The organism is Klebsiella ornithinolytica, assembly GCF_030505655.1.
GTDB lineage: Bacteria > Pseudomonadota > Gammaproteobacteria > Enterobacterales > Enterobacteriaceae > Klebsiella > Klebsiella ornithinolytica.
This window is the reverse complement of sequence record NZ_CP130153.1, coordinates 433,755-459,911: the sequence shown is the minus strand read 5'-3', so window position 1 is coordinate 459,911 and position 26,157 is coordinate 433,755. Positions and strand designations below refer to the sequence as shown.

At 54.1% G+C, this 26,157-nt stretch carries 32 protein-coding genes; 9 read left to right on the top strand and 23 right to left on the bottom strand.

Going from position 1 to position 26,157, the window contains the following annotated elements; genetic code table 11:
• Positions 1 to 5: 5 nt before the first annotated feature.
• Positions 6 to 635, bottom strand: coding sequence for a 50S ribosomal protein L3 (rplC, locus tag Q1L34_RS02090; RefSeq protein ID WP_004868374.1), 630 nt, complete (start codon positions 633 to 635; stop codon positions 6 to 8).
• Between the two features lie 32 nt (positions 636 to 667).
• Positions 668 to 979 (bottom strand): 30S ribosomal protein S10, encoded by a 312-nt coding sequence (gene rpsJ / locus Q1L34_RS02085; protein WP_001181005.1) that lies wholly within the window; start codon positions 977 to 979, stop codon positions 668 to 670.
• Between the two features lie 379 nt (positions 980 to 1,358).
• Here rpsJ and Q1L34_RS02080 point away from each other — a divergent pair, with 379 nt between their 5' ends.
• Positions 1,359 to 1,826 (top strand): prepilin peptidase, encoded by a 468-nt coding sequence (locus Q1L34_RS02080; RefSeq protein WP_327204345.1) that lies wholly within the window; start codon positions 1,359 to 1,361, stop codon positions 1,824 to 1,826.
• Here the strand turns inward: Q1L34_RS02080 and bfr are convergent.
• The 11 genes from bfr to fkpA form a co-directional block, all read right to left on the bottom strand.
• Complete coding sequence (bfr, locus tag Q1L34_RS02075; RefSeq protein WP_015585627.1) at positions 1,810 to 2,286, bottom strand: bacterioferritin; 477 nt, start codon at positions 2,284 to 2,286, stop codon at positions 1,810 to 1,812. The genes Q1L34_RS02080 and bfr overlap by 17 nt on opposite strands.
• A 73-nt stretch (positions 2,287 to 2,359) precedes the next feature.
• Complete coding sequence (gene bfd, locus Q1L34_RS02070) at positions 2,360 to 2,554, bottom strand: bacterioferritin-associated ferredoxin (RefSeq protein ID WP_004868381.1); 195 nt, start codon at positions 2,552 to 2,554, stop codon at positions 2,360 to 2,362.
• Between the two features lie 179 nt (positions 2,555 to 2,733).
• Positions 2,734 to 3,918 carry an elongation factor Tu gene (tuf, locus tag Q1L34_RS02065; protein WP_004118409.1) on the bottom strand — a complete coding sequence of 395 codons (1,185 nt, stop codon included), beginning with the start codon at positions 3,916 to 3,918 and terminating at the stop codon, positions 2,734 to 2,736.
• Between the two features lie 70 nt (positions 3,919 to 3,988).
• The gene (gene fusA / locus Q1L34_RS02060) at positions 3,989 to 6,103 is read right to left on the bottom strand and encodes an elongation factor G (protein WP_004868382.1); all 2,115 of its coding nucleotides are present in this window, start codon (positions 6,101 to 6,103) and stop codon (positions 3,989 to 3,991) included.
• A gap of 96 nt (positions 6,104 to 6,199) precedes the next feature.
• Positions 6,200 to 6,670: a 30S ribosomal protein S7 gene (rpsG, locus tag Q1L34_RS02055; protein ID WP_004106370.1), complete on the bottom strand. Its 471-nt coding sequence runs from the start codon at positions 6,668 to 6,670 to the stop codon at positions 6,200 to 6,202.
• A gap of 95 nt (positions 6,671 to 6,765) precedes the next feature.
• A complete protein-coding gene (rpsL, locus tag Q1L34_RS02050) occupies positions 6,766 to 7,140 on the bottom strand; it encodes a 30S ribosomal protein S12 (RefSeq protein WP_002920115.1) in 375 nt (124 codons plus the stop codon).
• Between the two features lie 124 nt (positions 7,141 to 7,264).
• Positions 7,265 to 7,552 carry a sulfurtransferase complex subunit TusB gene (tusB, locus tag Q1L34_RS02045; protein WP_004868385.1) on the bottom strand — a complete coding sequence of 96 codons (288 nt, stop codon included), beginning with the start codon at positions 7,550 to 7,552 and terminating at the stop codon, positions 7,265 to 7,267.
• 7 nt (positions 7,553 to 7,559) lie between these two features.
• Positions 7,560 to 7,919 carry a sulfurtransferase complex subunit TusC gene (tusC, locus tag Q1L34_RS02040; protein WP_004868388.1) on the bottom strand — a complete coding sequence of 120 codons (360 nt, stop codon included), beginning with the start codon at positions 7,917 to 7,919 and terminating at the stop codon, positions 7,560 to 7,562.
• Entirely contained in the window at positions 7,919 to 8,305 is a 387-nt protein-coding gene (gene tusD, locus Q1L34_RS02035; RefSeq protein ID WP_015585626.1) for a sulfurtransferase complex subunit TusD, read from the bottom strand. The genes tusC and tusD overlap by 1 nt, the downstream gene beginning before the upstream one ends.
• Positions 8,305 to 9,027, bottom strand: a complete 723-nt coding sequence (locus Q1L34_RS02030; RefSeq protein ID WP_004868391.1) for a helix-turn-helix transcriptional regulator — start codon at positions 9,025 to 9,027, stop codon at positions 8,305 to 8,307. Before Q1L34_RS02030 ends, tusD begins: the two co-directional genes overlap by 1 nt.
• A 359-nt stretch (positions 9,028 to 9,386) precedes the next feature.
• Complete coding sequence (fkpA, locus tag Q1L34_RS02025; protein WP_015585625.1) at positions 9,387 to 10,217, bottom strand: FKBP-type peptidyl-prolyl cis-trans isomerase; 831 nt, start codon at positions 10,215 to 10,217, stop codon at positions 9,387 to 9,389.
• A gap of 222 nt (positions 10,218 to 10,439) precedes the next feature.
• Between fkpA and Q1L34_RS02020 the strand changes: the two genes are divergently transcribed.
• The gene (locus Q1L34_RS02020) at positions 10,440 to 10,658 is read left to right on the top strand and encodes a protein SlyX (protein WP_004868395.1); all 219 of its coding nucleotides are present in this window, start codon (positions 10,440 to 10,442) and stop codon (positions 10,656 to 10,658) included.
• 187 nt (positions 10,659 to 10,845) lie between these two features.
• On the opposite strand, the gene slyD is transcribed toward Q1L34_RS02020, so the two are convergent.
• From slyD to kefG, 4 genes are all read right to left on the bottom strand, one after another.
• Positions 10,846 to 11,430, bottom strand: a complete 585-nt coding sequence (gene slyD / locus Q1L34_RS02015; RefSeq protein WP_004868397.1) for a peptidylprolyl isomerase — start codon at positions 11,428 to 11,430, stop codon at positions 10,846 to 10,848.
• 94 nt (positions 11,431 to 11,524) lie between these two features.
• Positions 11,525 to 11,725, bottom strand: a complete 201-nt coding sequence (locus Q1L34_RS02010) for a YheV family putative zinc ribbon protein (RefSeq protein WP_015585624.1) — start codon at positions 11,723 to 11,725, stop codon at positions 11,525 to 11,527.
• 13 nt (positions 11,726 to 11,738) lie between these two features.
• Positions 11,739 to 13,544 carry a glutathione-regulated potassium-efflux system protein KefB gene (gene kefB, locus Q1L34_RS02005; protein ID WP_044347772.1) on the bottom strand — a complete coding sequence of 602 codons (1,806 nt, stop codon included), beginning with the start codon at positions 13,542 to 13,544 and terminating at the stop codon, positions 11,739 to 11,741.
• A complete protein-coding gene (gene kefG, locus Q1L34_RS02000; RefSeq protein WP_032718310.1) occupies positions 13,531 to 14,094 on the bottom strand; it encodes a glutathione-regulated potassium-efflux system ancillary protein KefG in 564 nt (187 codons plus the stop codon). The genes kefB and kefG overlap by 14 nt, the downstream gene beginning before the upstream one ends.
• Positions 14,095 to 14,267: 173 nt before the next feature.
• On the opposite strand from kefG, the gene Q1L34_RS01995 reads away from it, so the two are divergent.
• The 5 genes from Q1L34_RS01995 (at position 14,268) to Q1L34_RS01975 (ending at position 19,086) form a co-directional block, all read left to right on the top strand.
• The gene (locus Q1L34_RS01995; protein WP_004868406.1) at positions 14,268 to 16,172 is read left to right on the top strand and encodes an ABC transporter ATP-binding protein; all 1,905 of its coding nucleotides are present in this window, start codon (positions 14,268 to 14,270) and stop codon (positions 16,170 to 16,172) included.
• Positions 16,173 to 16,284: 112 nt separating this feature from the next.
• Positions 16,285 to 16,737, top strand: a complete 453-nt coding sequence (locus Q1L34_RS01990; RefSeq protein WP_004868408.1) for a nuclear transport factor 2 family protein — start codon at positions 16,285 to 16,287, stop codon at positions 16,735 to 16,737.
• A 272-nt stretch (positions 16,738 to 17,009) separates the two neighbouring features.
• Positions 17,010 to 17,969: a hydrolase gene (locus Q1L34_RS01985; RefSeq protein WP_472387569.1), complete on the top strand. Its 960-nt coding sequence runs from the start codon at positions 17,010 to 17,012 to the stop codon at positions 17,967 to 17,969.
• Positions 17,966 to 18,184, top strand: a complete 219-nt coding sequence (locus Q1L34_RS01980; RefSeq protein WP_004868412.1) for a YheU family protein — start codon at positions 17,966 to 17,968, stop codon at positions 18,182 to 18,184. The genes Q1L34_RS01985 and Q1L34_RS01980 overlap by 4 nt, the downstream gene beginning before the upstream one ends.
• Before the next feature lie 35 nt (positions 18,185 to 18,219).
• Positions 18,220 to 19,086, top strand: a complete 867-nt coding sequence (locus tag Q1L34_RS01975; protein WP_004868415.1) for a phosphoribulokinase — start codon at positions 18,220 to 18,222, stop codon at positions 19,084 to 19,086.
• Between the two features lie 80 nt (positions 19,087 to 19,166).
• Here Q1L34_RS01975 and Q1L34_RS01970 read toward each other — a convergent pair whose 3' ends face one another.
• Complete coding sequence (locus Q1L34_RS01970) at positions 19,167 to 19,571, bottom strand: OsmC family protein (RefSeq protein ID WP_004868418.1); 405 nt, start codon at positions 19,569 to 19,571, stop codon at positions 19,167 to 19,169.
• A 306-nt stretch (positions 19,572 to 19,877) separates the two neighbouring features.
• Between Q1L34_RS01970 and crp the strand changes: the two genes are divergently transcribed.
• Both crp and Q1L34_RS01960 read left to right on the top strand, forming a co-directional pair.
• On the top strand, positions 19,878 to 20,510 hold the full coding sequence (gene crp, locus Q1L34_RS01965; RefSeq protein WP_000242758.1) for a cAMP-activated global transcriptional regulator CRP: 633 nt from the start codon (positions 19,878 to 19,880) through the stop codon (positions 20,508 to 20,510).
• Positions 20,511 to 20,562: 52 nt separating this feature from the next.
• Positions 20,563 to 22,641 carry a YccS/YhfK family putative transporter gene (locus Q1L34_RS01960; RefSeq protein WP_065907156.1) on the top strand — a complete coding sequence of 693 codons (2,079 nt, stop codon included), beginning with the start codon at positions 20,563 to 20,565 and terminating at the stop codon, positions 22,639 to 22,641.
• Here the strand turns inward: Q1L34_RS01960 and argD are convergent.
• The 5 genes from argD to ppiA form a co-directional block, all read right to left on the bottom strand.
• Positions 22,631 to 23,851 (bottom strand): bifunctional acetylornithine/succinyldiaminopimelate transaminase, encoded by a 1,221-nt coding sequence (argD, locus tag Q1L34_RS01955; protein WP_004868421.1) that lies wholly within the window; start codon positions 23,849 to 23,851, stop codon positions 22,631 to 22,633. The two genes, Q1L34_RS01960 and argD, sit on opposite strands and share 11 nt — an antisense overlap.
• An 89-nt stretch (positions 23,852 to 23,940) precedes the next feature.
• A complete protein-coding gene (gene pabA, locus Q1L34_RS01950; RefSeq protein ID WP_182952162.1) occupies positions 23,941 to 24,504 on the bottom strand; it encodes an aminodeoxychorismate synthase component 2 in 564 nt (187 codons plus the stop codon).
• Between the two features lie 44 nt (positions 24,505 to 24,548).
• Complete coding sequence (locus Q1L34_RS01945; protein WP_004868424.1) at positions 24,549 to 25,139, bottom strand: putative adenosine monophosphate-protein transferase Fic; 591 nt, start codon at positions 25,137 to 25,139, stop codon at positions 24,549 to 24,551.
• Positions 25,129 to 25,296, bottom strand: a complete 168-nt coding sequence (locus Q1L34_RS01940) for a YhfG family protein (protein WP_071359808.1) — start codon at positions 25,294 to 25,296, stop codon at positions 25,129 to 25,131. The genes Q1L34_RS01945 and Q1L34_RS01940 overlap by 11 nt, the downstream gene beginning before the upstream one ends.
• Before the next feature lie 107 nt (positions 25,297 to 25,403).
• Positions 25,404 to 25,973: a peptidylprolyl isomerase A gene (ppiA, locus tag Q1L34_RS01935; protein ID WP_004868429.1), complete on the bottom strand. Its 570-nt coding sequence runs from the start codon at positions 25,971 to 25,973 to the stop codon at positions 25,404 to 25,406.
• Positions 25,974 to 26,157: the final 184 nt, after the last annotated feature.

Here is a 26,157-nt window from a genome sequence, read left to right as displayed (position 1 = left end):
TCCCCTTACGCCTTCACAGCTGGTTTAACGATCAGGTCGCTACCGGTTGCACCCGGGACCGCACCTTTAACCAGCAGCAGGTTGCGCTCAGCGTCAACACGTACTACGTCCAGGCTCTGAACGGTGACACGCTCATTACCCAGCTGACCTGCCATTTTCTTGCCTTTGAACACTTTGCCCGGAGTCTGGTTCTGACCGATAGAACCCGGAACGCGGTGGGACAAGGAGTTACCGTGAGTAGCGTCCTGGGTACGGAAGTTCCAGCGCTTAACGGTACCAGCAAAACCTTTACCTTTAGAGGTACCGGTTACGTCAACTTTTTTAACGTCAGCAAACAGTTCAACGCTAATGCTCTGACCTACGGTGAATTCTTCGCCGTCAGCAAGACGGAATTCCCACAGACCACGGCCAGCTTCTACGCCAGCTTTAGCGAAGTGACCAGCTTCCGGCTTGGTTACACGGTTAGCTTTTTTAGCACCGGTGGTAACCTGAATTGCGCGGTAACCATCGTTAGCCAGGTCTTTGACCTGAGCAACACGGTTTGCTTCAACTTCGATTACGGTTACTGGGATAGATACGCCATCTTCAGTGAAGATGCGGGTCATGCCCACTTTTTTACCGACTAAACCAATCATTGTTTCAACCTCTCAATCGCTCGATGACCTGATTAACCCAGGCTGATCTGCACGTCTACACCGGCAGCCAGATCCAGACGCATCAGAGCATCAACGGTTTTCTCAGTTGGCTCAACGATGTCAACCAGACGCTTGTGAGTGCGGATTTCGTACTGATCGCGCGCATCTTTGTTGACGTGCGGAGAAATCAGAACGGTAAAGCGCTCTTTGCGGGTCGGCAGCGGGATCGGACCACGGACCTGCGCACCAGTGCGCTTGGCAGTCTCGACGATTTCCGCGGTTGATTGATCGATCAGACGATGATCAAACGCTTTAAGACGGATACGGATTCTTTGGTTCTGCATGAGACCAGAGCTCCAATTATTTATAGACGAAATGGTTACTCCTCATACCCATTACGATTGATGGGAGAGTGTAACCGTTCTTACATAGTTCCCCAATTGGGAACATTGTTTGATAGCTAAAAGCTCTATCAGGGTTCATATCGAACCAGCCTGCCAATTTTGACAGGCCCGCGCATTATACGCAAATTCGGGCTCGACGCAAGTGCTGCATACAAAATCAGCAATCATTTTTGCGTGCCGCGGCGAGCGGGCATAGAAAGTAGTGAAAACTGAGTTAATACCGCGGATGGCGCCTCGCGATAATGAATACGGGCCTTTGCTATCCCTCTCTTTTTCGACCAGACTCCGCGCATATCCCCATCGCCAGGGAACCTTATCGATGATGCCCCTCTTATTACTTCTCTATAGCGGTCTGTCGCTCGCCCTCTGCTGGTACGATCTGCACTACGGCCTGCTTCCCGATCGCCTGACCTGCCCCCTGCTCTGGAGCGGGCTGTTCTATTATCTTTACTACGCTCCGCTACAGCTGGAGTATGCCGTTGGCGGCGCCATCGGCGGCTATCTGGCTTTCACGTGCCTCTATTGGCTCTATCGGGGGATTCGCGGTTATGAAGGGCTTGGCTGTGGCGATGTCAAATTTCTGGCCGCACTTGGCGCGTGGCACGGTTGGCAAATGCTGCCGCAGCTGGTTTTTATGGCGACGGTCTTCGCCGGTGGAGTCATGCTGCTATTGATGATTCTCGGGAAAGTACAGCGCTCATTGAACAACCCGCTGCCTTTTGGCCCTTTTTTGGCTGCAGCGGGTTTTTGGTGCGGGTGGCAAACGCTAGTCAGTCAGCCACTTTGATTTGTGACTGGAGATAGTTTTGCAGTCCTAATTTATCAATCAGATCCAGCTCCGTTTCCAGCCAGTCAATATGGCCTTCTTCGTCTGTCAGGATTTCAATAAGCATGTCGCGACTGACATAGTCATGGACGCTGTCGGCATAAGCGATCGCCTCACGTAGATCTTTTGCGCCTTCGAGTTCCAGTCGTAAATCAGATTGCAGCATCTCTTCGACATCTTCACCGATGCCCAGCTTGCCAAGATCCTGCAGATTGGGGATACCTTCAAGGAAGAGAATGCGCTCGATGTACTTATCGGCGTGTTTCATTTCATCGATGGATTCATGATATTCAACATCATTGAGGCGCATCAGGCCCCAGTTCTTGAACATTCTGGCGTGAAGAAAGTACTGATTTATTGCGACAAGCTCATTTCCCAACAATTTATTGAGATAACTTATGATTTTGACATCACCTTTCATTATATAGTCCCTCCGCTTCCACTTATTGAAGCGTAGTTCGGGCTATAAAGATGTCAAAGAAAAGCCTGAGCTCTTAAGCGCTCTCCTGGTATTCCGGCATGCGGGTTAATTCATCTTCCATAATCTCACGGGCGGCACGGACACATTTACCGCATTGATTTCCAACAGGAATGAATTTGCGCAATTGCTGAAAAGACTGTGGATGAAATTGACGAACGGCCTGACGAATTTTTTTATCGTTTACACCATTACACAAACAAACGTACATACCGACTCCCGTTCAATTTATGCTCAAAAGTGTAAATGAGAATAGTTATAATTACAATAGTGCGTTGATTAAATACTCAAAGAGATGTTCTTTTTTCATACAAACATGATTTTGCTCGACGCCAGATGACGAGCAGCAAAAAGGGCGCCGAAGCGCCCTTTTTCATTCAGAACTAATAATTAGCCCAGAACTTTAGCTACAACGCCCGCGCCAACGGTACGGCCGCCTTCACGGATTGCGAAACGCAGACCGTCGTCCATCGCGATCGGGTGAATCAGGGTAACAACCATTTTGATGTTGTCGCCCGGCATGACCATCTCTACGCCTTCCGGCAGTTCGATGGTGCCAGTCACGTCAGTTGTACGGAAGTAGAACTGCGGACGGTAGCCTTTGAAGAACGGAGTATGACGGCCGCCTTCGTCTTTGGACAGAATGTACACTTCAGATTCGAACTTGGTGTGCGGCTTGATAGAGCCCGGCTTAGCCAGTACCTGACCACGTTCGATTTCTTCACGTTTGATACCACGCAGCAGAACACCAACGTTCTCACCAGCACGGCCTTCGTCCAGCAGTTTGCGGAACATTTCAACGCCAGTACAGGTAGACTTCGCAGTCTCTTTGATACCAACGATTTCAACTTCTTCGCCCACTTTGATGATACCGCGCTCTACACGACCGGTAACAACGGTACCACGACCGGAGATGGAGAATACGTCTTCGATCGGCAGCAGGAACGGCTTGTCAATCGCACGCTCTGGTTCCGGGATGTAAGAATCCAGGTAGCCAGCCAGTTCGATGATTTTCGCTTCCCAGTCTGCTTCGCCTTCCAGCGCTTTCAGAGCGGAACCACGAACGATCGGCGTGTCGTCGCCCGGGAAGTCGTACTGAGACAGCAGCTCACGGACTTCCATTTCAACCAGTTCCAGCAGCTCTTCGTCATCAACCATGTCGCATTTGTTCAGGAACACGATGATGTACGGAACGCCTACCTGACGACCCAGCAGGATGTGCTCACGAGTCTGCGGCATCGGGCCGTCAGTCGCAGCAACAACCAGGATCGCGCCATCCATCTGAGCAGCACCGGTGATCATGTTTTTAACATAGTCGGCGTGGCCCGGGCAGTCTACGTGTGCGTAGTGGCGAGTCGGGGTGTCATATTCAACGTGAGAAGTGTTGATGGTGATACCACGAGCTTTTTCTTCCGGCGCGTTATCGATCTGGTCGAATGCACGAGCAGAACCACCGTAGGTTTTAGCCAGAACGGTAGTGATTGCAGCGGTCAGAGTAGTTTTACCATGGTCAACGTGGCCGATAGTACCGACGTTAACGTGCGGTTTTGTACGTTCAAATTTTTCTTTAGACACGGCTATATTCCTTACTATAGCGCTCTCCCCTTCAGGAGAGAGCACGGGATTTTGGTTTTAACCCTACGGCTTATTTACCACGGGCTTCAATTACGGCCTGAGCAACGTTGTTCGGCGCGTCATCATACTTCAGGAACTCCATGGAGTAAGAAGCACGACCTTTGGTCAGAGAACGCAGCTGAGTTGCATATCCGAACATTTCAGACAGCGGAACTTCAGCGTGAATCACAACGCCAGTAACGTTGGATTCTTGACCACGCAGCATACCACGACGACGGCTAAGGTCACCGATGACGTCACCAGTGTTCTCTTCCGGAGTTTCTACTTCAACCTTCATGATCGGCTCAAGCAGAACTGGTTTCGCTTTCTTAAAGCCATCTTTGAAGGCAATAGAAGCGGCCAGTTTAAACGCCAGTTCAGAGGAGTCAACGTCATGGTAAGAACCGAAGTGCAGACGCACGCCGAGATCAACTACCGGGTAACCTGCCAGCGGACCAGCTTTCAGCTGTTCCTGGATGCCTTTATCAACGGCCGGGATGTATTCGCCAGGAATTACACCACCTTTGATGTCGTTGATGAACTCGTATCCTTTCGGATTTGAGCCCGGCTCCAGCGGGTACATGTCGATAACAACATGACCATACTGACCGCGACCACCAGACTGCTTGGCATGTTTACCTTCGATATCGGTAACTTTCGCACGAATCGCTTCGCGGTAAGCAACCTGAGGTTTACCGACGTTCGCTTCAACGTTGAATTCACGCTTCATACGGTCAACGATGATGTCGAGGTGCAGCTCACCCATACCGGCGATAATGGTCTGGTTAGATTCTTCGTCAGTCCATACGCGGAATGACGGGTCTTCTTTCGCCAGACGACCCAGAGCCAGACCCATTTTTTCCTGGTCAGCTTTGGTTTTCGGTTCAACAGCGATGGAGATTACCGGCTCAGGGAATTCCATACGCTCCAGAATGATCGGGTGATCCGGGTTACACAGGGTGTCACCAGTAGTCACGTCTTTCAGACCGATAGCAGCAGCGATGTCGCCCGCGCGAACTTCTTTGATCTCTTCACGTTTGTTAGCGTGCATCTGTACGATACGACCGAAACGCTCACGTGCAGATTTCACGGAGTTCAGGATGGTATCACCAGAGTTAACCACACCGGAGTAAACGCGGAAGAAGGTCAGGTTACCCACGAACGGGTCGGTAGCGATTTTAAATGCCAGAGCAGCAAACGGCTCTTCATCGCTAGCGTGACGCTCAGCCGGGGTATCTTTACCGTCGTCCAGAATACCGTTGATCGCAGGTACATCAACCGGGGATGGCAGGTAATCAATTACCGCATCCAGCATCGCCTGAACACCTTTGTTCTTGAACGCAGAACCACAGGTTACCAGGATGATTTCGTTGTTCAGAACACGCTGACGCAGAGCTTTTTTGATCTCTTCTTCAGTCAGTTCTTCACCACCCAGGTATTTCTCCATCAGCTCTTCTGACGCTTCTGCAGCGGACTCGATCAGGTTCTGGTGCCATTCTTCAGCCAGATCCTGCATGTCAGCCGGGATATCTTCATAGGTGAAGGTTACGCCTGCGTCTTCTTCGTTCCAGTTGATGGCTTTCATTTTCACCAGGTCAACAACACCGGTGAAACCTTCTTCAGCACCAATTGCCAGCTGCAGCGGAACCGGGTTCGCGCCCAGACGGGTTTTGATCTGACCAACAACTTTCAGGAAGTTCGCACCCATGCGGTCCATTTTGTTAACGAACGCAATGCGCGGAACTTTATATTTGTTTGCCTGACGCCATACGGTTTCAGACTGCGGCTGAACACCACCAACTGCGCAGTAAACCATTACCGCACCATCAAGCACACGCATGGAACGTTCTACTTCGATAGTGAAGTCAACGTGCCCCGGGGTGTCGATGATGTTAACGCGATGCGGTTCATACTGCTTAGCCATACCAGACCAGAATGCAGTAGTCGCTGCGGAGGTGATAGTGATACCACGCTCCTGCTCCTGCTCCATCCAGTCCATGGTTGCTGCGCCGTCATGAACTTCACCGATTTTGTGGTTTACACCGGTGTAGAACAGAATACGTTCGGTAGTAGTGGTTTTACCGGCGTCGATGTGCGCACTGATACCGATGTTACGGTAGCGTGCGATGGGTGTTGTACGAGCCATTTGATTCCTCGTTTATTTCTTTAGGCGTTCAGTTAAGTTATCCAGCACGGGCGACTTACCTGAAGCGCCCGCCTGGTGACTATGACTCCGAAGGGATTACCAACGGTAGTGAGCGAACGCCTTGTTGGCTTCTGCCATGCGGTGAACGTCTTCACGTTTCTTAACTGCAGTACCTTTGTTGTCTGCAGCGTCAGAAAGTTCGTTCGCCAGACGCAGAGCCATGGATTTATCACCACGTTTACGAGCAGCTTCTACGATCCAACGCATTGCCAGGGCATTACGACGAACCGGACGGACTTCAACTGGAACCTGGTAAGTAGAACCACCTACGCGGCGGGACTTAACTTCGACGGTCGGACGGACGTTGTCCAGAGCGACTTCGAAAGCTTCCAGTTCATTTTTACCAGAGCGCTGAGCCAGGGTCTCCAGCGCGCTGTATACGATAGCTTCTGCAGTAGATTTTTTACCATCTACCATCAGGATGTTTACAAATTTTGCCAGCAGTTCTGATCCGAACTTAGGATCTGGAAGGATTTTACGCTGACCAATGACGCGACGACGTGGCATGGAAATACTCCGTTGTTAATTCAGGATTGTCCAAAACTCAAAGAGTTTAGTTTGACATTAATATAAAACGTTTGGCCTTACTTAACGGAGAACCATTAAGCCTTAGGACGCTTCACGCCATACTTGGAGCGAGCTTGCTTACGGTCTTTAACGCCGGAGCAGTCAAGCGCACCACGAACGGTGTGGTAACGAACACCCGGAAGGTCTTTAACACGACCGCCACGGATCAGGATCACGGAGTGTTCCTGCAGGTTGTGACCTTCACCGCCGATGTAGGAGGTGACTTCGAAACCGTTAGTCAGACGAACACGGCAAACTTTACGCAGTGCGGAGTTCGGTTTTTTAGGAGTGGTAGTATATACGCGAGTACATACGCCACGTTTCTGCGGGCAGGCTTCCAGTGCAGGCACGTTGCTCTTTGCAACTTTGCGTGCGCGTGGTTTGCGTACCAGCTGGTTAATTGTTGCCATTAAATAGCTCCTGGTTTTAGCTTTTGCTTCGTAAACACGTAATAAATCGCCTCATATAATATGAGGACGCAGAATTTTAGGGCGGTGCCGAAAAGGTGTCAAGAAATATACAACGATCCCGCCATTACCAGGACAACTGTCCAGGATGTTTGACCGACATTCTGACGAAATCAGTATAGCCAACCCTGACGACACTGTCCGCAATTTGACCAGCCAGCCCGCGGGCATCGATATCGTCTTGCAGAGCATGAATGGTTATGGGGGCAGAGCGCAGGATTTCAAGGAAAGGTCCGCCGGCGATGGCCGCAATCACGCCATCAGAAAGCAGCAGGAGATCGTCGCCATCCTTTACCAGGCGTAGCATCGCGCGGAGATCGGTGTGCCACGGGGACGAGCTGAGTGTGTGGAGCATTCGGGCCTCAGAAACGTAAAATCACGTTGAAATCATCGAGTCGGGCGCGCAGCGCTTCGGGCTCAAGCCACTCGGCATCCACCACCCACGCCGTCCCGGCATTCAGGCCGCGTTCGCGGGCAGACGCTGCACATATCCAGCACGCGTCAATATCGTACAGCGGCAAGAGTTTAAAGGTCGCGATGTAATCGCGGGCAAGTACCGCCGACGGTTGTTGCCCGGGCAGCAGCTGAAAGACGCCGTCGCCGACAAAGAATACGCCGATCTCATCGCTCAGCGCGGAGGTCGCCAGCAGCGCATCCAGACCTTCCCGACCCGAAGCAGAACCATGCGGGGCAGAAGAAAAAACAAAAGCAACGCGTTTCATCAGAACTGCACCATCCGATCGCAGGTTAATGAGGCTTCCGCCAGCGCGCCCAGGCCGCTCAGCGTAAATCCGGGCTGCAGATTATGACCCGGTAACCCCAGCTGCTGAGCTTCTTGTTCATCGGTGACACCGCGACGCAGGGCTGCCGCCACGCAGATGTGCAGCGCGACAGCATGATCGTCATGCAGCCGCTGCCACGCGCGTACCAGATCAAATTCATCGCTGGCGGGCGCCGTCAGCTGGTTTGCGTTGTAGACACCTTCACGATAGAAGAAGACACAGACCAGATCATGACCCTCTTGCAAAACGGCCTGGGCAAACTGCCAGGCGCTGCTGGCCTGCTGCGTACCGTAGGCTGGCCCCGTTACCGTAATGGCAAAACGCATTACTTATCCAGCCCCTGGAAATCGCCGCTCTTGAACTGACGAATATAGAGATAGACAGTATGTTTGGAAATATTCAGCCGATCGGCAACCTGGTTGATGGCATCTTTGATATCAAAGATCCCTTTCTCGTAGAGATTCAGGACAATCTGGCGATTTTTAGCATTGTTGGAAACATTACGATCGGCATTCACTTCTTCGATAGTGAACTCAAGAGTTTGAGCGACCAAATCATCGACTGACGAGGCAAAGTTAACCTGAGAGTTCACCTCCGGCGTTTCCGGCGGAATAAAGGTGCTCATTATCTGTGAGAACGGCACATCAAGGTTCATGTTGATGCACAGCAGACCGATGACCCGATGCTCACGGTTGCGAATGGCGATCGTGACGGACTTCATCAGGACTCCGCTCTTAGCCCGCGTAAAGTAGCACTTGGATACGCTGCTATCGGCCCCCGTCATATCATGCAGCATGCGCAGCGCAAGATCGGTTATCGGCGAGCCGATTTGGCGCCCGGTATGCTCACCGTTGGCGATGCGGATGGCGGAGCATTTCAGATCCTGTAAAGAATGCAGCACGATCTCACAATGGGAACCAATGAGCATCGCTAACCCGTCCACAACCGCTTCATAGGATTTGAGGATATCGAAGTCGGTCTGGTCGAAAGGACGTTGATCCAGCAGGTCAAGCTCACTGGTTTCGTTGGTTAAAAGCGACCTGGACATGAAAAAAAGCACTCCTTTTCAGGAGCCTGTCATTTTTTACACAAAACCGTTCAAGGTGCGCTGAGGGGTGCACGTCCGAGACATTCGTCACAACGAATTTGACCAGCCGTAAGCTGGCGAGGTAAGAGGCAAACATGTCTCTTATCACGTCTCAGGGCTGACTCCAGTGCGTAACCGGAATAAGCGGATGCAGCCAATGCAGAGGCAGCTTGAAAGATGAGGTGTAGCTTGTCAGGGCAGGCTCATCATCATTATTAAGCTAACTAAAGTAATACAGCGCTTGAGGCACTTTCCAGTTTTAATTATATCTGCCCCAAATAAAAAAGCCGCCGCCTTTAACGGCGGCGGCTTAGACCAGATTACTTCTTCGCGTCTGCGCTTTGTGCGTCAGCTTTGGCATCCGCCGCCGCTTCAGGCTTGGCATCGGCTTTCGGTGCCGGTTTGATATCCAGCAGTTCTACGTCGAAGACCAGCGTGGAGTTAGCCGGAATACCCGGGACGCCAGTTTTGCCGTAAGCCAGATCCGGTGGGATGACCAGCTTGATTTTGCCGCCTTTCTTGATATTTTTCAGGCCTTCGGTCCAGCCCGGGATAACGCCGTCCAGACGGAAGGAGAGCGGCTCACCGCGGGTGTAGGAGTTATCGAACTCTTTACCGTCAATCAGCGTACCTTTGTAGTTCACGACAACAGTGTCACTGTCTTTCGGTGCGTCGCCGGTCCCTTCTTTCTCAACTTTGTACAGCAGGCCAGATTTAGAGGTTTTTACGCCCTTCTCTTTTGCGAAGGTGTCGCGATAGGCTTTGCCTTTAGCATCGTTTTCAGTCGCGTCTTTTTCCATTTTCTGCTGAGCAGCAGTTTTTACGCGGGTTTCGAAGGTTTGCAGAGTCTGCTCGATTTCTTGATCGGACAGTTTGCTTTTATTCGCAAACGCATCCTGAACACCGGCGATCAGCTGATCTTTATCCAGCTTGATACCCAGTTTTTCTTGTTCTTTCAGGGAGTTTTCCATGTAACGTCCCAGTGAAGCACCCAGCGCATAAGCAGATTTTTGATCGTCATTTTTAAATGCCGCTTTGCTATCCGTTGCAGGTGCCGTCTTCGCGGCAGTATCAGCCGCAAAGGTCAGCGGTGCATTCAGGGCGACAGCCATCGTGGTCGCCAGCAGCGTTACTTTAAACAGTGATTTCATCCATTTCTCCAGGGCCGGGGCATCTCACCCCAGGGTTATCGTAAAAAGCAAAAAAGGTACTATAGAACGTTGCAGAGCAAATCTACATACAGACCTTCCTGAATATCGCCAGTTTTGAGACTATTTTTGTATAAATAAGTTTCCTGTCTTACGCGAGGTTGCTGCGCGAAGGGTGAAAGTTGAGTAGAATCCGCTCGCGAGATAAGACAGAAGAGGTTACTCATGCACGACAGTACACTGGAGACTCGCCTGGCGGAGCTGGAAAGCCGGCTGGCGTTTCAGGAAATCACCATTGAAGACCTCAACAAGACCGTCACCGCCCATGAGATCGAAATGGCGAAGATGCGTGAACATATGCGCTTGATGGTTGAAAAACTGAAAGCGACCCAATCATCGCACATCGCATCACAGGCAGAAGAAACGCCCCCGCCACATTATTGAGGCGTAAAAAAAGCGGGTTTCCCCGCTTGACTATCTCCGGCAGCACTATGTCTACCGGATTGAATACCCTAAGAATGTCGAGTCGCAGAATGGCGGCAGGCTTGAGAACTCCCGGCAGCATAGAGAACGATGTCACCGGGGTTTGAAAGCCAGGCCAACGCGCCTGCGGCCTGAAAGACGATGGGTATTAGTGGCAACCGCAGCCGCCGTTACCACAACCACCTTTGCCATGTTCATGACCGTGGTCGTGATCGTGGCCGTGGCCGCCGCAGCAACCTTCATGATCGTGGTCATGATCGTGGCCGTGGGCACCGTGCACGTGACCGTGCTCCAGCTCTTCTGCAGTCGCTTCGCGAATCGCAACAACTTCAACGTTGAACTTCAGATTCTGGCCAGCCAGCATGTGGTTACCATCAACCACGACGTGCTCGTCGTCCACTTCGGTGATTTCAACCGGCACTGGACCCTGGTCGGTTTCCGCCAGGAAACGCATGCCAACCTGCAGTTCATCAACGCCCATGAAGACGTCTTTAGGAACACGCTGAACCAAATTTTCGTCGTACTGGCCGTACGCATCGTTCGCGCCGACTTCTACGTCAAATTTGTCGCCCACTTCATGGCCATCCAGCGCATTTTCCAGGCCGGAAATCAGGGAGCCGTGACCATGCAGGTAGTCCAGCGGCGCGCTTACCGGAGACTCATCAACCAACACACCGTCTTCTGTACGTACCTGATAGGCCAGGCTGACCACCAGGTCTTTTGCTACTTTCATGATATCTCCTGAGCATGGGAAGAATAGTGGCGCAGATTGTAGCGGAATTCTGCAGCCGTGTACCCTCTAGCTTAAAAAAAGGCGACAGATAACGCTAGTCCGGATGAAAAATGCCAATCACTTGTTCATCTTTACGGACGTGCTCCTGCGCCTCTTTATCCGCCTCACGCATCTGGTGGCCACACTTAACACACTCAACAATATCGACATTATTCTCACGCCACATTGCCAGAGAATCCTGCGCCTGACACGCCGGACATTTTGCGCCGGCAATAAAACGTTTACGCACTGCCATCATTATTTGACCCTTATTCAAACTCATCCCAACCGTCAAGCTGCCTGCTCTCTTTCTGCATCTCGCGCTGGAAAATCTCTTCCAGCTCCCGGCGAGCCTCCCGCACGCGTGATATCTGCAGCGTATCAGTATTCACGGGCATTAACTCACGCAGCATTCGCATATCCAGACGACGGAAGTGCAGCTGCGCGCGCTGCGCCTGATGCGGGTGCATGCCCAGGGTAATCAATGCTTTGCGCCCCAACTCCAGCGCGCTGGAAAACGTTTCACGCGAGAACTGCTTCACGCCGGCCTGCAGCAATTCATGCGCCTCAACACGCCCCCGGGCGCGCGCCAGAATATTCAGATGCGGAAAGTGTTGCTGACACATCTCCACCAGCTTCATGGTATCTTCCGGCTCGTTACAAGTGATAACAATCGACTGCGCATCCTCCGCCCCCGCCGAGCGCAGAAGCTCCAGCTGCGTCGCATCGCCAAAATAGACTTTATAGCCATATTTACGCATCAGGTTAACCGCACTGATATCGCGCTCCAGCACGGTAATCCGCATTTTATTGGCCATCAGCAAACGACCAATAACCTGCCCGAAGCGGCCAAAGCCGACAATAATCACCTGCGGTTTATCGTCCTCAACCCACGGCGCTTCATCCTCTTCTTCCGGTTGGTTAAAGCGCCGGGAGAGAATTTGATCGATAAGCGTCATCAACAGCGGCGTTGTCATCATCGATAGCGTGACCGTGACCAGCAGCAGCGCCATCTGATCGTTTTCGAACAGTCGCAGCGATGCCGGCAGTGAGAACAGCACAAACGCAAACTCGCCCCCCTGGCTCAGCACTCCCGCAAACTGCATCCGTTCCGAGCTACGCACCCCGTATACCCGCGCCAGGCCGTACAACACGAGACTTTTTACCGCCACCAGCACGGCAACGCTTGCCGCCACCCACAGTAAGTGGGTATAGAGCACGCCCAGATTCAATGCCATGCCGACGGAAATAAAGAACAACCCAAGCAAGAGCCCTTTAAACGGCTCGATGGCGATCTCCAGCTCATGGCGATACTCGCTTTCAGCCAGCAGAACGCCGGCGATAAAAGTACCGAGCGCCATAGACAGACCGAGCGCATCCATAAACAGGGCCGAACCCAGTACCAGCAGCAGCGTTGCGGCGGTAAATACTTCTCGCACCCCGGAGCCGGCGATAAACCGAAAAACAGGTCGCAGCAGAAAACGGCCGCCAATAAGCATCCCGGCGAAGGCCAGAACCTTCAGCCCGACGGTCACCCAGTTAAGATGGTCATCACCGGAACCGGCCAGCAGCGGTACCAGAGCCAGCGCGGGGATCACCGCCAGATCCTGAAACAGCAGCACCGAAAACCCCAGCTGTCCGGACTCGCTGCGACTCATTCCTTTCTCACGCATCAACTGCAGCGCCATTGCCGTAGACGACATCGCCAGACCAATACCGCCGACCACCGCCGCCTGCCAGGAAAACCCGGTCACAATGAGTAATCCGCCAAGAATACCCGCGCTGAGCACAACCTGCGCCGCCCCGACGCCAAAAATGGAGCTGCGCAGGCGCCAGAGCTTAGACGGATTCAACTCCAGCCCGATGATGAACATCAGGAACACGACGCCCAGTTCGGAGAAGTGCAAAATCTCATCAACATCGCTAATAAAACCCAGTCCCCAGGGGCCAATCGCAATGCCGGCCAGCAGATAGCCTAATACCGCGCCGATGCCGAGCCGGGCGGCCAACGGCACCGCCACCACGGCAGAAAACAGAAACAGGACTCCCGCTAAAAGCAGATCAGCGCCCTCCATTTATGCCTCCTGCCGCGATGGGATTAGCCAGCCAGTCGCGATAAGCACGCGCGTGATTTTTCAGATCGGCAGGCGATTGTCGGCGAGCCCAGTAGACAATAATCGGGCTCATCCAGTGCATCCGGCACATGCCGGCAGTCAGTTCAAATGGGCGCAGGATGTCGTTCATGGGATAGCGATTGGCATCGCGTCGGTAGGCGCTCTCGGGCTCACCGGTGGTAATCACGCTACGCCAGTACTTTCCCGCAAGCTGGTTCCCTCCGGCGCCGCTGGCAAAGCCGCGGGTCAGCACTCTGTCCAGCCACTCCTTCAGCAATGCCGGGCAGCTCCACGTATAGAGCGGATGCTGGAAAACAATCACCTCATGCTGGCGCAACAGCTCCTGCTCGTGGGTAATATCGATAAAAAAATCTGGGTAGTGTGCATAGAGATCGTGCACGGTGACATTTGGCAACTGTAAAGCCGGTTCAAGTAAAACCCGGTTGGCCACGGAATCCTGGGATTCTGGGTGGGCATACAGCAGCAAAACCTTCGCTGTCTGAGACATCATTCCCCTCCCGAACGTCTTCTGGTGGCCTGCACAACGGCTGCGTCCCGACGCAACCAGAATGACTTTGTGTATCGTCTTCGTTTTGGGCTACCATTGCGGCCCGGTGGAGCAATTTGCTACCACATTACATTATCATAATGACAAACTAACATAGTCAGAACATACGGCGCCTTATGATTGTTTTCTCCTCGTTACAAATTCGTCGCGGCGTACGGGTCCTCCTGGACAACGCCACCGCCACCATCAATCCTGGCCAGAAGGTCGGCCTGGTGGGCAAAAACGGCTGCGGCAAATCCACGCTGCTGTCGCTTTTGAAAAACGAGATTAGCGCCGACGGCGGCAGTATGACCTTTCCGGGTAACTGGCAGCTGGCGTGGGTTAATCAGGAAACCCCTGCGCTGCCGCAGCCAGCCATTGATTATGTTATTGATGGCGATCGCGAATATCGCCAGCTCGAAGCCGATTTAAAACTGGCCAACGAGCGCAATGACGGCCACGCCATCGCGACGGTGCACGGCAAACTGGATGCCATCGATGCCTGGACCATCCGTTCGCGCGCCGCCAGTCTGCTGCACGGGCTGGGATTCAGTAATGAACAGCTTGAAAGCCCGGTCAGCGACTTTTCCGGCGGTTGGCGTATGCGCCTGAACCTCGCGCAGGCGCTGATTTGTCGTTCCGATCTGCTGCTGCTCGATGAACCGACTAACCACCTCGATCTCGATGCGGTCATCTGGCTGGAAAAATGGCTGAAAGGCTACACCGGCACGCTGATTCTGATTTCTCACGATCGTGACTTCCTGGATCCGATCGTCGATAAAATTATTCATATCGAACAGCAAACGATGTTCGAATACACCGGCAACTACAGCTCGTTTGAAGTGCAGCGCGCAACCCGCCTGTCACAGCAGCAGTCGATGTATGAAAGCCAGCAGCTGCGCGTCGCCCATCTGCAAAGCTATATCGACCGCTTTCGCGCCAAGGCCACCAAGGCCAAGCAGGCCCAGAGCCGCATTAAAATGCTGGAACGCATGGAGCTTATCGCACCGGCTCACGTCGATAACCCGTTCCACTTTAGTTTCCGCGCGCCGGAAAGCCTGCCAAACCCGCTGCTGAAAATGGAAAAAGTCAGCGCCGGCTACGGCGAACGGGTGATTCTGGACTCTATCAAACTAAACCTGGTGCCCGGTTCACGCATTGGCCTGTTAGGGCGAAACGGCGCCGGCAAGTCGACGCTGATCAAGCTGCTGGCCGGCGAACTCCAGCCGCTGCATGGCGAGATTGGCCTCGCTAAAGGTATTAAGCTCGGCTACTTCGCTCAGCATCAGCTGGAGTTTCTGCGCGCTGACGAATCCCCGTTACAGCATCTGGCACGCCTGGCACCTCAGGAGACAGAGCAGAAACTGCGCGACTATCTCGGCGGATTTGGTTTCCAGAGCGATAAGGTCAACGAAGAGACGCAGCGTTTCTCCGGTGGTGAAAAAGCCCGCCTGGTGCTGGCGTTGATCGTCTGGCAGCGACCTAACCTTCTGCTGCTCGATGAACCGACGAACCACCTCGATCTCGATATGCGTCAGGCCCTGACCGAAGCGCTGATTGATTTCGAAGGCGCGTTGGTGGTGGTCTCGCACGATCGCCACCTGATCCGTTCCACCACCGACGATCTCTATCTGGTGCATGACGGCAAAGTCGAGCAGTTCGATGGCGACCTGGAAGATTATCAGCAGTGGCTCAGCGACTCGCAGAAACAGGAGAGCTCGTCGTCTGACGTTGCGAAAGAGAGCGGTAACAGCGCACAGGCCCGCAAAGACCAGAAACGTCGGGAAGCGGAATTACGGACGCTCACTCAGCCGCTGCGTAAAGAGATTAGCCGCCTCGAAAAAGAGATGGATAAGCTCAACGCGCAGCTCGCCCAGGCGGAAGAGAAGCTCGGCGACAGCGGGCTGTATGATGCCTCCCGCAAAGCAGAGCTGACCAGCTGTCTGCAGCAACAGGCCAGTGCCAAATCCGGTCTCGAAGAGTGTGAAATGGCCTGGCTGGATGCACAAGAGCAGCTGGAACAGATGCTACAGGAAGGTTAAAACGGGTTATGATAGGGCAGGGAGTATAAACGCAGTGGCGCTGAGTTATGGGAACGCGCCGTTATATGCCCCTGCTATAAACCGCAACACTCATCTGCGAAGAGGCATTGCCATGGTAAAAAAAACGCTTATCTCCCTCTCACTGCTTTGTGCCCTGACCCACTCCGCTTTTGCCGCCTACAGCGCGAGCGAATTGAAAAACAAAGAAAACGTCATCGCTTTTTATAATAAAGCGTTGAACGATAAAGACTTTGATGCCGCAAAAACCTACCTCGGAAACGAGTATATCCAGCATAATCCTGGTGCGAAGGATGGGCCCGAAGGCTTTCGTCAATTCATCGCCTTTCTGAAAGAGAAATTCCCCGACTCTCACAGCGAGATTAAACGCGTGATTGTCGACGGCGACTATGTCGTTCTGCACGTTGCGTCCACCGGCCGCGAGCCGGGCGTCACCCGGGCGATTATCGATATTTTCCGCCTCGATGCGCAGAACAAGATCGTTGAGCACTGGGATGTTATTCAGACGGTTCCGGAAAAAACCGCCAGCGGCAACAGCATGTTTTAAGCCAGCCCCACAGCCATTCGCTCCTGGCGGTGGCTGTTTCCCCTTCCAGCCTTCCCGGGCAGCGGGCCATCTTTATCCCGCAAGAGCAGTCCTCATCCGGCTTCAATTTCGTGTAACCTATAGCACAGGCCGCAAGACCACATATTGGATAACCTGCGCACTTCATGCGCGGTATACTGTTTTATAAGATGATTAACTGCTCTGGTGCTATGGTTGAAATCACCCCCACAGAAATGACGCCCCCCGAAAACGACTCGCGTGAGTTTCACCCTATGCGCGGCGTGGGCAATCGTCATCTGCAGACCATGCTGCCGCGCCTGATTCGCCGTAAGCTGGGATTCACGCCGCACTGGCAGCGACTTGAGCTCCCGGACGGTGATTTTGTCGATCTGGCGTGGAGCGAAGACCCCGCCGGGGCGCAACACAAACCGCGACTGGTGGTGTTCCACGGGCTGGAGGGTAGCCTGCACAGCCCCTATGCTCATGGCCTTATCCATGCAGCCATGCAGCGCGGCTGGCTGGGCGTGGTGATGCATTTCCGCGGCTGTAGCGGCGAACCCAACCGCAATAACCGCATCTATCATTCGGGTGAAACCGAAGATGGCCGCTGGTTCCTGCACTGGCTACAACGCGAATGGGGTGCGGTGCCGACCGCTGCCGTCGGCTATTCGCTGGGCGGGAATATGCTGGGCTGCCTGCTGGCCGAAGAAGGTGATAATGTCCCGCTTGATGCCGCGGTTATTGTCTCAGCCCCGTTCATGCTCGAAGCCTGCAGCTATCATATGGACAAGGGCTTTTCCCGGGTCTATCAGCGTTATCTGCTCAATCTGTTAAAGGCCAACGCCGCGCGTAAGCTGAAAGCCTATCCCGGCTCGCTACCGGTTGATCTCCGCCAGCTCAAAGGTATGCGCCGCATCCGCGAGTTTGACGATATGATCACCGCCAGGATTCACGGATTCGCCGATGCGCTGGACTACTATCGCCAGTGCAGCGCCATGCCGCGCCTCAGCGACATTACGAAACCGACGCTGATCATTCATGCGAAGGACGATCCTTTTATGGACCACCACTCCATTCCGCCGCAAGAGCAGCTCCCGGTAAACGTCGAGTATCAGCTGACCGAAAATGGCGGACACGTCGGATTCGTCGGCGGCACGCTGCGCAAACCGGAAATGTGGCTGGAAAAGCGTATCCCGGACTGGTTAACCCGTTGGTTGGGAGCACAAAAATGATTATTCCCTGGCACGATCTGGATCCCGAAACGCTGGATAACCTGATCGAAAGCTTTGTGTTGCGTGAGGGCACCGATTATGGTGAACATGAACGCTCGCTGGCGGATAAAGTCGCCGACGTCAAACAGCAATTGAAAAGCGGAGAAGCCGTGCTGGTGTGGTCAGAACTGCACGAGACGGTCAACATCATGCCCCGCAAGCAGTTTCACGGCTAAGGCGGCGCCACACATCGTTTAATCTGGGAGTTGTTATGTCTGCCAAACATCCGGTGATTGCCGTCACGGGCTCCAGCGGCGCGGGAACCACGACCACCAGCCTCGCCTTTCGTAAAATTTTCGCCCAGCTAAATCTGCGTGCCGCGGAGGTAGAAGGCGACAGCTTCCATCGCTATACCCGCCCGGAAATGGACATGGCGATCCGCAAAGCGCGCGATCAGGGGAAACACATCAGCTACTTCGGCCCGGAAGCCAACGACTTCGGCCTGCTGGAAAACACCTTCCTTGAGTACGGGCGTAACGGTAGCGGCCAGTCGCGCAAGTATTTGCATACCTATGATGAGGCGGTGCCGTGGAATCAGGTACCGGGCACATTCACACCGTGGCAACCGCTACCGGAACCGACCGATGTCCTGTTTTATGAAGGGCTGCACGGCGGGGTTGTCACGCCGCAGTATAACGTCGCGCAGAATGTCGACCTGCTGGTTGGCGTGGTGCCTATCGTCAACCTGGAATGGATTCAGAAGCTCATCCGCGATACCAGTGAACGAGGTCACTCCCGTGAAGCGGTGATGGATTCCGTGGTCCGTTCAATGGAAGACTATATCAACTTCATCACACCGCAGTTTTCGCGCACCCATATCAACTTCCAGCGCGTCCCCACTGTCGACACCTCCAACCCGTTTGCGGCGAAGGGCATTCCGTCATTGGATGAAAGCTTTGTGGTGATCCACTTCCGCAACCTACCGGATATCGATTTTCCCTGGCTGCTGGCGATGCTACAGGGCTCGTTTATCTCGCATATCAATACGCTGGTGGTGCCTGGCGGGAAAATGGGGCTGGCGATGGAGCTCATCATGACGCCGCTGGTGGAACGCTTGATGGAAGGTAAAGCAATTTAAATTCGCGGCCGGCGCTACGCTTGCGCCGGCCTGCAAGACGGTGTCAACCCGGTAAGCATCGCGCCACCGGGTATCTGGCATTACGCCTCTACCACCTCAAACGAGTGGGTGATGTTCACCGCTTTTTGCAGCATCAGCGCCACCGAGCAGTATTTCTCCGCCGACAGATCCACCGCACGGGAGACGGCCGCATCTTTCAGCTCCTTGCCGGTGACAATAAAATGCATGTTGATATGGGTAAACAGACGCGGCGCCTCTTCCCGACGTTCAGACGTCAGCTTGACTTCACAGTTAGTCACGTTGTGACGACCTTTCTGCAAAATAGACACGACATCGATCGCGCTGCATCCGCCCGCCGCCATCAGCACCATCTCCATTGGGCTTGGCGCTTTATCTCCGGAGTTGCCGTCCATCAGAATCTGGTGACCTGAAGCCGACTCTCCGATGAAGGTTAACCCTTCAACCCATTTCACACGAGCTTGCATAAAATTTAACTCCAAGGTTGCAATTTTCCTGACAGATTACGCGTACATAACAATTCTCGCAACGGAAGGCGACCTGCATCATGCTGAAGCGAGACACCAGGAGACATGCGGCAAAAGCTATGCTAAAACAGTCGGGATGCTACAGTATTACATTGATGTACTGCATGTATGCAGAGGAGTTCACATTACAGGCTGAAGAAAAATCACCAGCCCGTTTCCCAGGCATAGGGAAACAATACGATTGCATGCCCGGATGCCGTGTAGTGTCGGCACCCGGAGATAGCTTATAACAGAGGATAACCGCGCATGGTGCTTGGCAAACCGCAAACAGACCCTACCCTCGAATGGTTCTTGTCTCATTGCCACATTCATAAGTACCCATCTAAAAGCACGCTGATCCACCAGGGTGAAAAAGCAGAAACGTTGTACTACATCGTCAAAGGCTCTGTGGCTGTGCTCATCAAGGATGAAGAAGGTAAAGAGATGATCCTCTCTTACCTCAACCAGGGCGATTTCATCGGTGAATTAGGCTTGTTTGAAGAAGGCCAGGAGCGTAGCGCCTGGGTACGTGCGAAAACCGCATGTGAAGTGGCCGAAATCTCCTACAAAAAATTCCGTCAGCTCATTCAGGTTAACCCGGATATCCTGATGCGCTTGTCGTCGCAGATGGCTCGCCGTCTGCAGGTGACCTCAGAAAAAGTGGGTAACCTTGCCTTCCTCGACGTCACCGGGCGCATCGCTCAGACGCTGTTGAACCTGGCAAAACAGCCGGATGCGATGACCCACCCTGATGGTATGCAAATTAAAATTACCCGTCAGGAAATTGGTCAGATCGTTGGCTGTTCCCGCGAAACCGTTGGCCGTATCCTGAAGATGCTGGAAGATCAGAACCTGATCTCCGCACACGGTAAAACTATCGTCGTATACGGTACGCGTTAAGTCGATAAAACGGCGTATTGCTTGCGCAATACGCCGTTTTTGTTTTCCCTCTATGTGGCGCAGGCTGATTTATCACCCGGAAGTCAACTATGCACTGCGGCAAACGCTGGTGTTGTGTTTGCCTGTCGCAATCGGCCTCCTCCTCGGTCATTTACAGCAAGGTCTGCTGTTCTCGCTGGTGCCCGCCTGCTGTAACGTCGCCGGTCTGGATACGCCGCACAAACGTTTTTTTAAACGCTTGATTATTGGCGGTTCGCTGTTCGCCGGCTGCAGTCTGGTCGTCCAGCTTCTGCTTCAGCAGGCGATCCCGCTACCTTTGATTCTCAGCGGCCTGGCGCTGCTGCTCGGCGTGACGGCGGAGATCAGCTCTCTGCACGCCAGGCTTCTGCCCGCTTCGTTGATTGCCGCGATCTTTACCCTGAGCCTTGCCGGAAACATGCCCGTCTGGGAGCCACTGCTGATCTACGCCCTCGGGACGCTGTGGTACGGTCTGTTTAACTGGTTCTGGTTTTGGCTATGGCGCGAGCAGCCGCTGCGCGAATCGCTGAGCCTGCTCTATCGCGAGCTGGCTAACTACTGCGAAGCCAAATACAGCCTGCTGACCCAGCATATCGATCCCACCACTTCACTGCCGCCGCTGCTCACGCGCCAGCAGAAGGTGGTGGACCTGATCACCCAATGCTACCAGCAGATGCATATGCTGGCGGCGAACCAGCGCAATGACCACAAGCGCCTGCTGCGGGCGTTTCAGATGGCGCTGGATTTGCAGGAACATATCTCCGTCAGCCTGCACCAACCCGAAGAAGTACAAAAACTGGTAGAACGCAGCCATGCCGAGGCGGTGATCCGCTGGAACGCGCAAACCGTTGCCGCTCGCCTGCGGGTGCTGGCCGATGACATCCTGTACCACCGCTATCCGCGGCGCTTTAACATGGATAAGCAGATCGGCGCGCTGGAGAAAATTGCCTGGCAGCATCCGGACAACCCGGTAGGGCAGTTCTGCGCCTGGCACTTCAGCCGAATAGCCCGGGTGCTGCGTACCCAGCGCCCGCTGTACGCTCGCAACCTGATGGCGGATAAAGAGCGCCGTCTGCCGCTGCTGCCCGCGCTAAAAAACTATCTCTCGTTAAAATCACCGGCGTTACGTAACGCTGCGCGTATCTGCGTGATGTTAACGGCCGCGAGCCTGATGGGAAGTGCCCTGAACCTTCCCAAGCCTTACTGGATCCTGATGACGGTGCTTTTTGTAACCCAAAACGGCTACGGCGCGACGCGGGTACGTATCGTCCATCGGGCGGCAGGTACGCTTGCCGGTCTGGCCATCGCCGGACTGGCGTTGCACTTCCATGTCCCGGAGGGTTATACGCTCTCCGCGATGCTGCTCGTCACGCTGCTGAGCTACCTGATTATCCGCAAGCATTATGGCTGGGCGATGGTTGGCTTTACCGTGACGGCGGTGTATACCCTGCAGCTTCTGACGCTCAACGGCGAGCAGTATATTGTCGCCAGGCTTATCGATACGCTTATCGGCTGCCTTATCGCCTTTGGCGGCATGGTCTGGCTATGGCCGCAATGGCAAAGCGGGCTACTGCGTAAGAACGCTCACGACGCGCTGGAAGCCGATCAGGAAGCGATCAGGCTGATTCTTAGCGACGATCATCAGGCTCCGGCGCTGGCCTATCGCCGGATGCGCGTCAATCAGGCGCATAACTCGCTGTATAACTCGCTGAATCAGGCCATGCAGGAACCCGGTTTTAACACACACTATCTTGACGACATGAAACTGTGGGTCACCCACAGCCAGTTTATTGTTGAGCATATCAACGCGATGACCACCCTGGCCCGCGAGCATACGATGCTGACGCCGGAGCTGGCCCGACGCTATCTGGAATCTTGTGAGATTGCGCTCCAGCGTTGCCAGCAGCGGCTGGATTCCGATGGTCCCGGCAGCGCTGGCGATGTCAATATTATGGAGTCGCAGGATGTGGAGGTGAGCCGGGGGCCGTTAAGTACGATGGAGCAACATCTGCAGCGGATCCTCGACCATCTGAACACCATGCACACCATCTCCTCGGTGGCATGGCGTCAGCGCCCGCATCACGGCATCTGGCTACGCGCGATTAAGCGTTAAGAACCTGCTTTACCGCCTGGGCAAAGCGGGCCATGCCTTCGGCAATATCCTGCTCGTCGATGACCAGCGAAGGGACAAAGCGCATCACATCCGGCCCGGCATTCAGCACCATCACGCCGGCATCTGCCGCGGCATAGAGAAAATCACGAGCCCGGCCCTTATACTGCGGCTTAAGCTCCGCGCCAATCAACAGCCCCATACCGCGGATGTCGCTGAACAGGTCAAACTGCGCGTCAATTTGCTGGAGATGCTGCACAAACAGCTCGCGCTTCGCCTTCACGCCCTCCAGCACCTCCGGGGTATTAATCAGGTCAAATGCCGCCCCGGCCACGGCGCAGGCCAGCGGGTTACCGCCGTAGGTCGAACCGTGGGAACCGGCGTGGAATGCGCTGGCAATATCGTTGGTGGTCAGTACGGCGCTGATCGGGAAGCCACCGCCCAGCGCTTTGGCGCTGGTAAGAATGTCCGGCGTCACGCCATAGTGCATATATGCAAACAGCGAACCGGTACGCCCCATGCCGCACTGAACTTCATCAAATACCAGCAGCGCCTGATGCTCATCGCAGAGTTCGCGCAGTCCTTTCAGGAACGCCGGCGTCGCCGCCATCACGCCGCCTTCTCCTTGAATCGGCTCCACAACCACCGCGCAGGTATGATCGTCCATAACGGCCTTAACCGCATGCAGATCGTTAAACGGCACGTGGATAATGTCCGCCGGTTTCGGGCCGAAGCCATCAGAATATTTTGGCTGCCCGCCCACCGATACCGTGAACAGCGAACGGCCGTGGAAAGCATTATGGAAGGCGATGATTTTGGTCTTATACGGGCTGTGACGGGTAATGGTGTAGTGGCGCGCCAGCTTGAACGCCGTTTCGTTCGCTTCGGTGCCAGAGTTCATGAACACCACGCGTTCGGCGAAGGTGGCCTCCACCAGCTTACGACCCAGACGCAGCGCCGGCTCGTTGGTAAAGACATTGCTGGTATGCCACAAGGTTTCGCCCTGCTCATGCAGCGCCGCGACCAGAGCCGGATGACAATGACCTAACGCCGTCACCGCAATCCCGCCCGCGAAATCAACGTACTCTTTGCCCTGCTGATCCCATACGCGGCTACCTTTACCTTTGACCGGGATGAATTCTGCCGGTGCATAAATCGGCAGAATAACTTCATCGAATGTGGCGCGGGTAATTACCGGTTGCTCAGTTGCCATGTCATGCCATCCTTCTTCGTTATGCGGTCATTATTGTGATAATCTAATCACAAAATATGCATAAAAAATCAGTCAATGGCAACTACAAATCATCGATTGAGGAAGTTTGCCAGCAGTTGATGTCCCTGCTCGCTGAGAATACTTTCCGGGTGGAACTGTACCCCTTCGAGATCCCACTCCCGATGGCGAATCGCCATAATCTCTCCGCTTTCACTGCGGGCCGTCACCTCAAAGCATTCAGGAAGCGTCGCGGGATCAATCAGCAGAGAGTGGTAGCGAGTAACGGTCAGCGGATTATTCAGCCCCTGAAAGACCCCCTGCCCGTTATGATAGATGGGAGAAGTTTTGCCGTGCATCACTTTCGCCGCTCGCACGATAGTGGCCCCAAAGACCTGGGCGATGGCCTGATGGCCAAGACAAACGCCCAGCAGCGGAACCTGACCGGCATAACGAGCAATCACCGCCAGCGAAATGCCTGACTCATTTGGCGTACAGGGCCCGGGAGAGATCACGATTTTCTCCGGCATCAACGCCGCGATCTCCTCAAGCGCCAGCTCATCATTGCGCCTGACCAGCACTTCCGCCCCCAGTTCACAGAAGTACTGGTACAAGTTCCAGGTGAAAGAATCATAGTTGTCGATAAGCAGGATCATAGCGGCTCCGGAAAGAATAAAACCGGGCTATTCTACTCAGATTCTCACGCTTCGCTTACCACTTTGCGAAAGATCCGCTCAAGGGGTTCGGGATCGCCCATCGCCCCCAGCTGGTTAGCCTGGCTCCAGCTATCGGGGTCGATATCCCGCCAGTCGAGCACAAACCCGGCGTGAAGAGCCAACTGTTCAAAGAAAATTCGCTGAACCAGGCCGCTACCGACGCGAAACGGGTGCAGGACGTTGATTTCCCCGTAGTACCAACTCAGACGCGTGACGAACGTCGCGCGGCTGATTCCGCTGAGGTAGCCCTCTTCCTCCAGCGCCCGCATCAGCGCATTGCCCTCTTTCTCAATCCACGCAAAATGGCAGAAAGGAGTATCCCCCTGATAGATATCGACTTCTCTGAATTGCCCCGCCCAGTCGAAGATATCCTGATAGAGCTGATGATGAATGAAACAGAGGTAGGGTAGCCCGCGGCCGCGCGGTCCCAGCGGCAGCGTCGCCGCACGCAGGGAGGTGATTTCCCAGGCCGTTTGCTCCAGCCGCTGCGCCTGACGAATACCGAGACGGTTACGCATCACATTGAGCGCAGGGTAGAGGTAAGGGTCGCGATCGTCGCCATATTTACTGCTCATGGCGCCTCCTGATCTCGGCAAGACGCGCCAGCGCTTGCTCGGCAGTCAGCGTCACCAGCGGGATCGCTGCCCCCTCCAGGCGACGGCTGGCCTGAAAATTCACATTGCGGGTCTGTTCCCAGAGCTGGGCTTTTTGCTTATCGGTGAGTGAACGCATGGTCGCCTCCCTTATCGTCCCCTGTTTGCCACAAGTATAAGCAGCAATTTCAGGTTACGCAGAGAGGCCGACGAGGCGCGGGCAATGTTACCCGCGCACAGAAAGGCTTACGGCAGGACTTTTGCTGAGAGGATAACGACAGGTTTGGACGGTACATTCTGGTACGGTCCGACGTTGTGCGTCTGAACCTGGGAAATCTTATCCGCCACGTCCATGCCTTTCACCACTTTGCCGAAGACCGCATAGCCAAAATCACGCTGCCCGTGGTCAAGGAAGGCGTTGTCCGCAATGTTAATGAAGAACTGGCTGGTAGCGCTGTCCTGATCGGCGGTACGCGCCATTGCGATAGTACCGCGGGTATTGCGCAGACCGTTATCGGCTTCGTTTTTAATCGGCGGGTTCGGCTGCTTCTGCTGCATCTGTTCGTTAAAGCCGCCGCCCTGCACCATGAAGCCCGGAATCACGCGATGGAAGGTCGTATTGTTATAGAAGCCGCTGTTCACATACTTCAGGAAGTTATCCACGGAAATCGGTGCTTTCTGGCTATTTAACTCCAGCTCAATATTGCCCGCAGACGTCGTCAGCAGTACATGAGGATCGCCCTTCGCTGCCATTGCCGGAGAGAAAGCTGAAATGGCGAAAACGGCAACCACCGCCGCCAGAGTTGATTTGAGCATGGGAATTCCTTAACGGAGCAGAATAAAAAGCAAGTGCTTTGATTCTAAAGAGCCTTTGCATCCTGGGCCAGCCTTTTACCTAATTTTACGTAGCTGAAATAGTTGTTACGGCGCACGCATTGACCAGCGCGATAAATAAAGGCGATCCAAATCACACTAATCCATGCAAAAAGCATTTCATTGC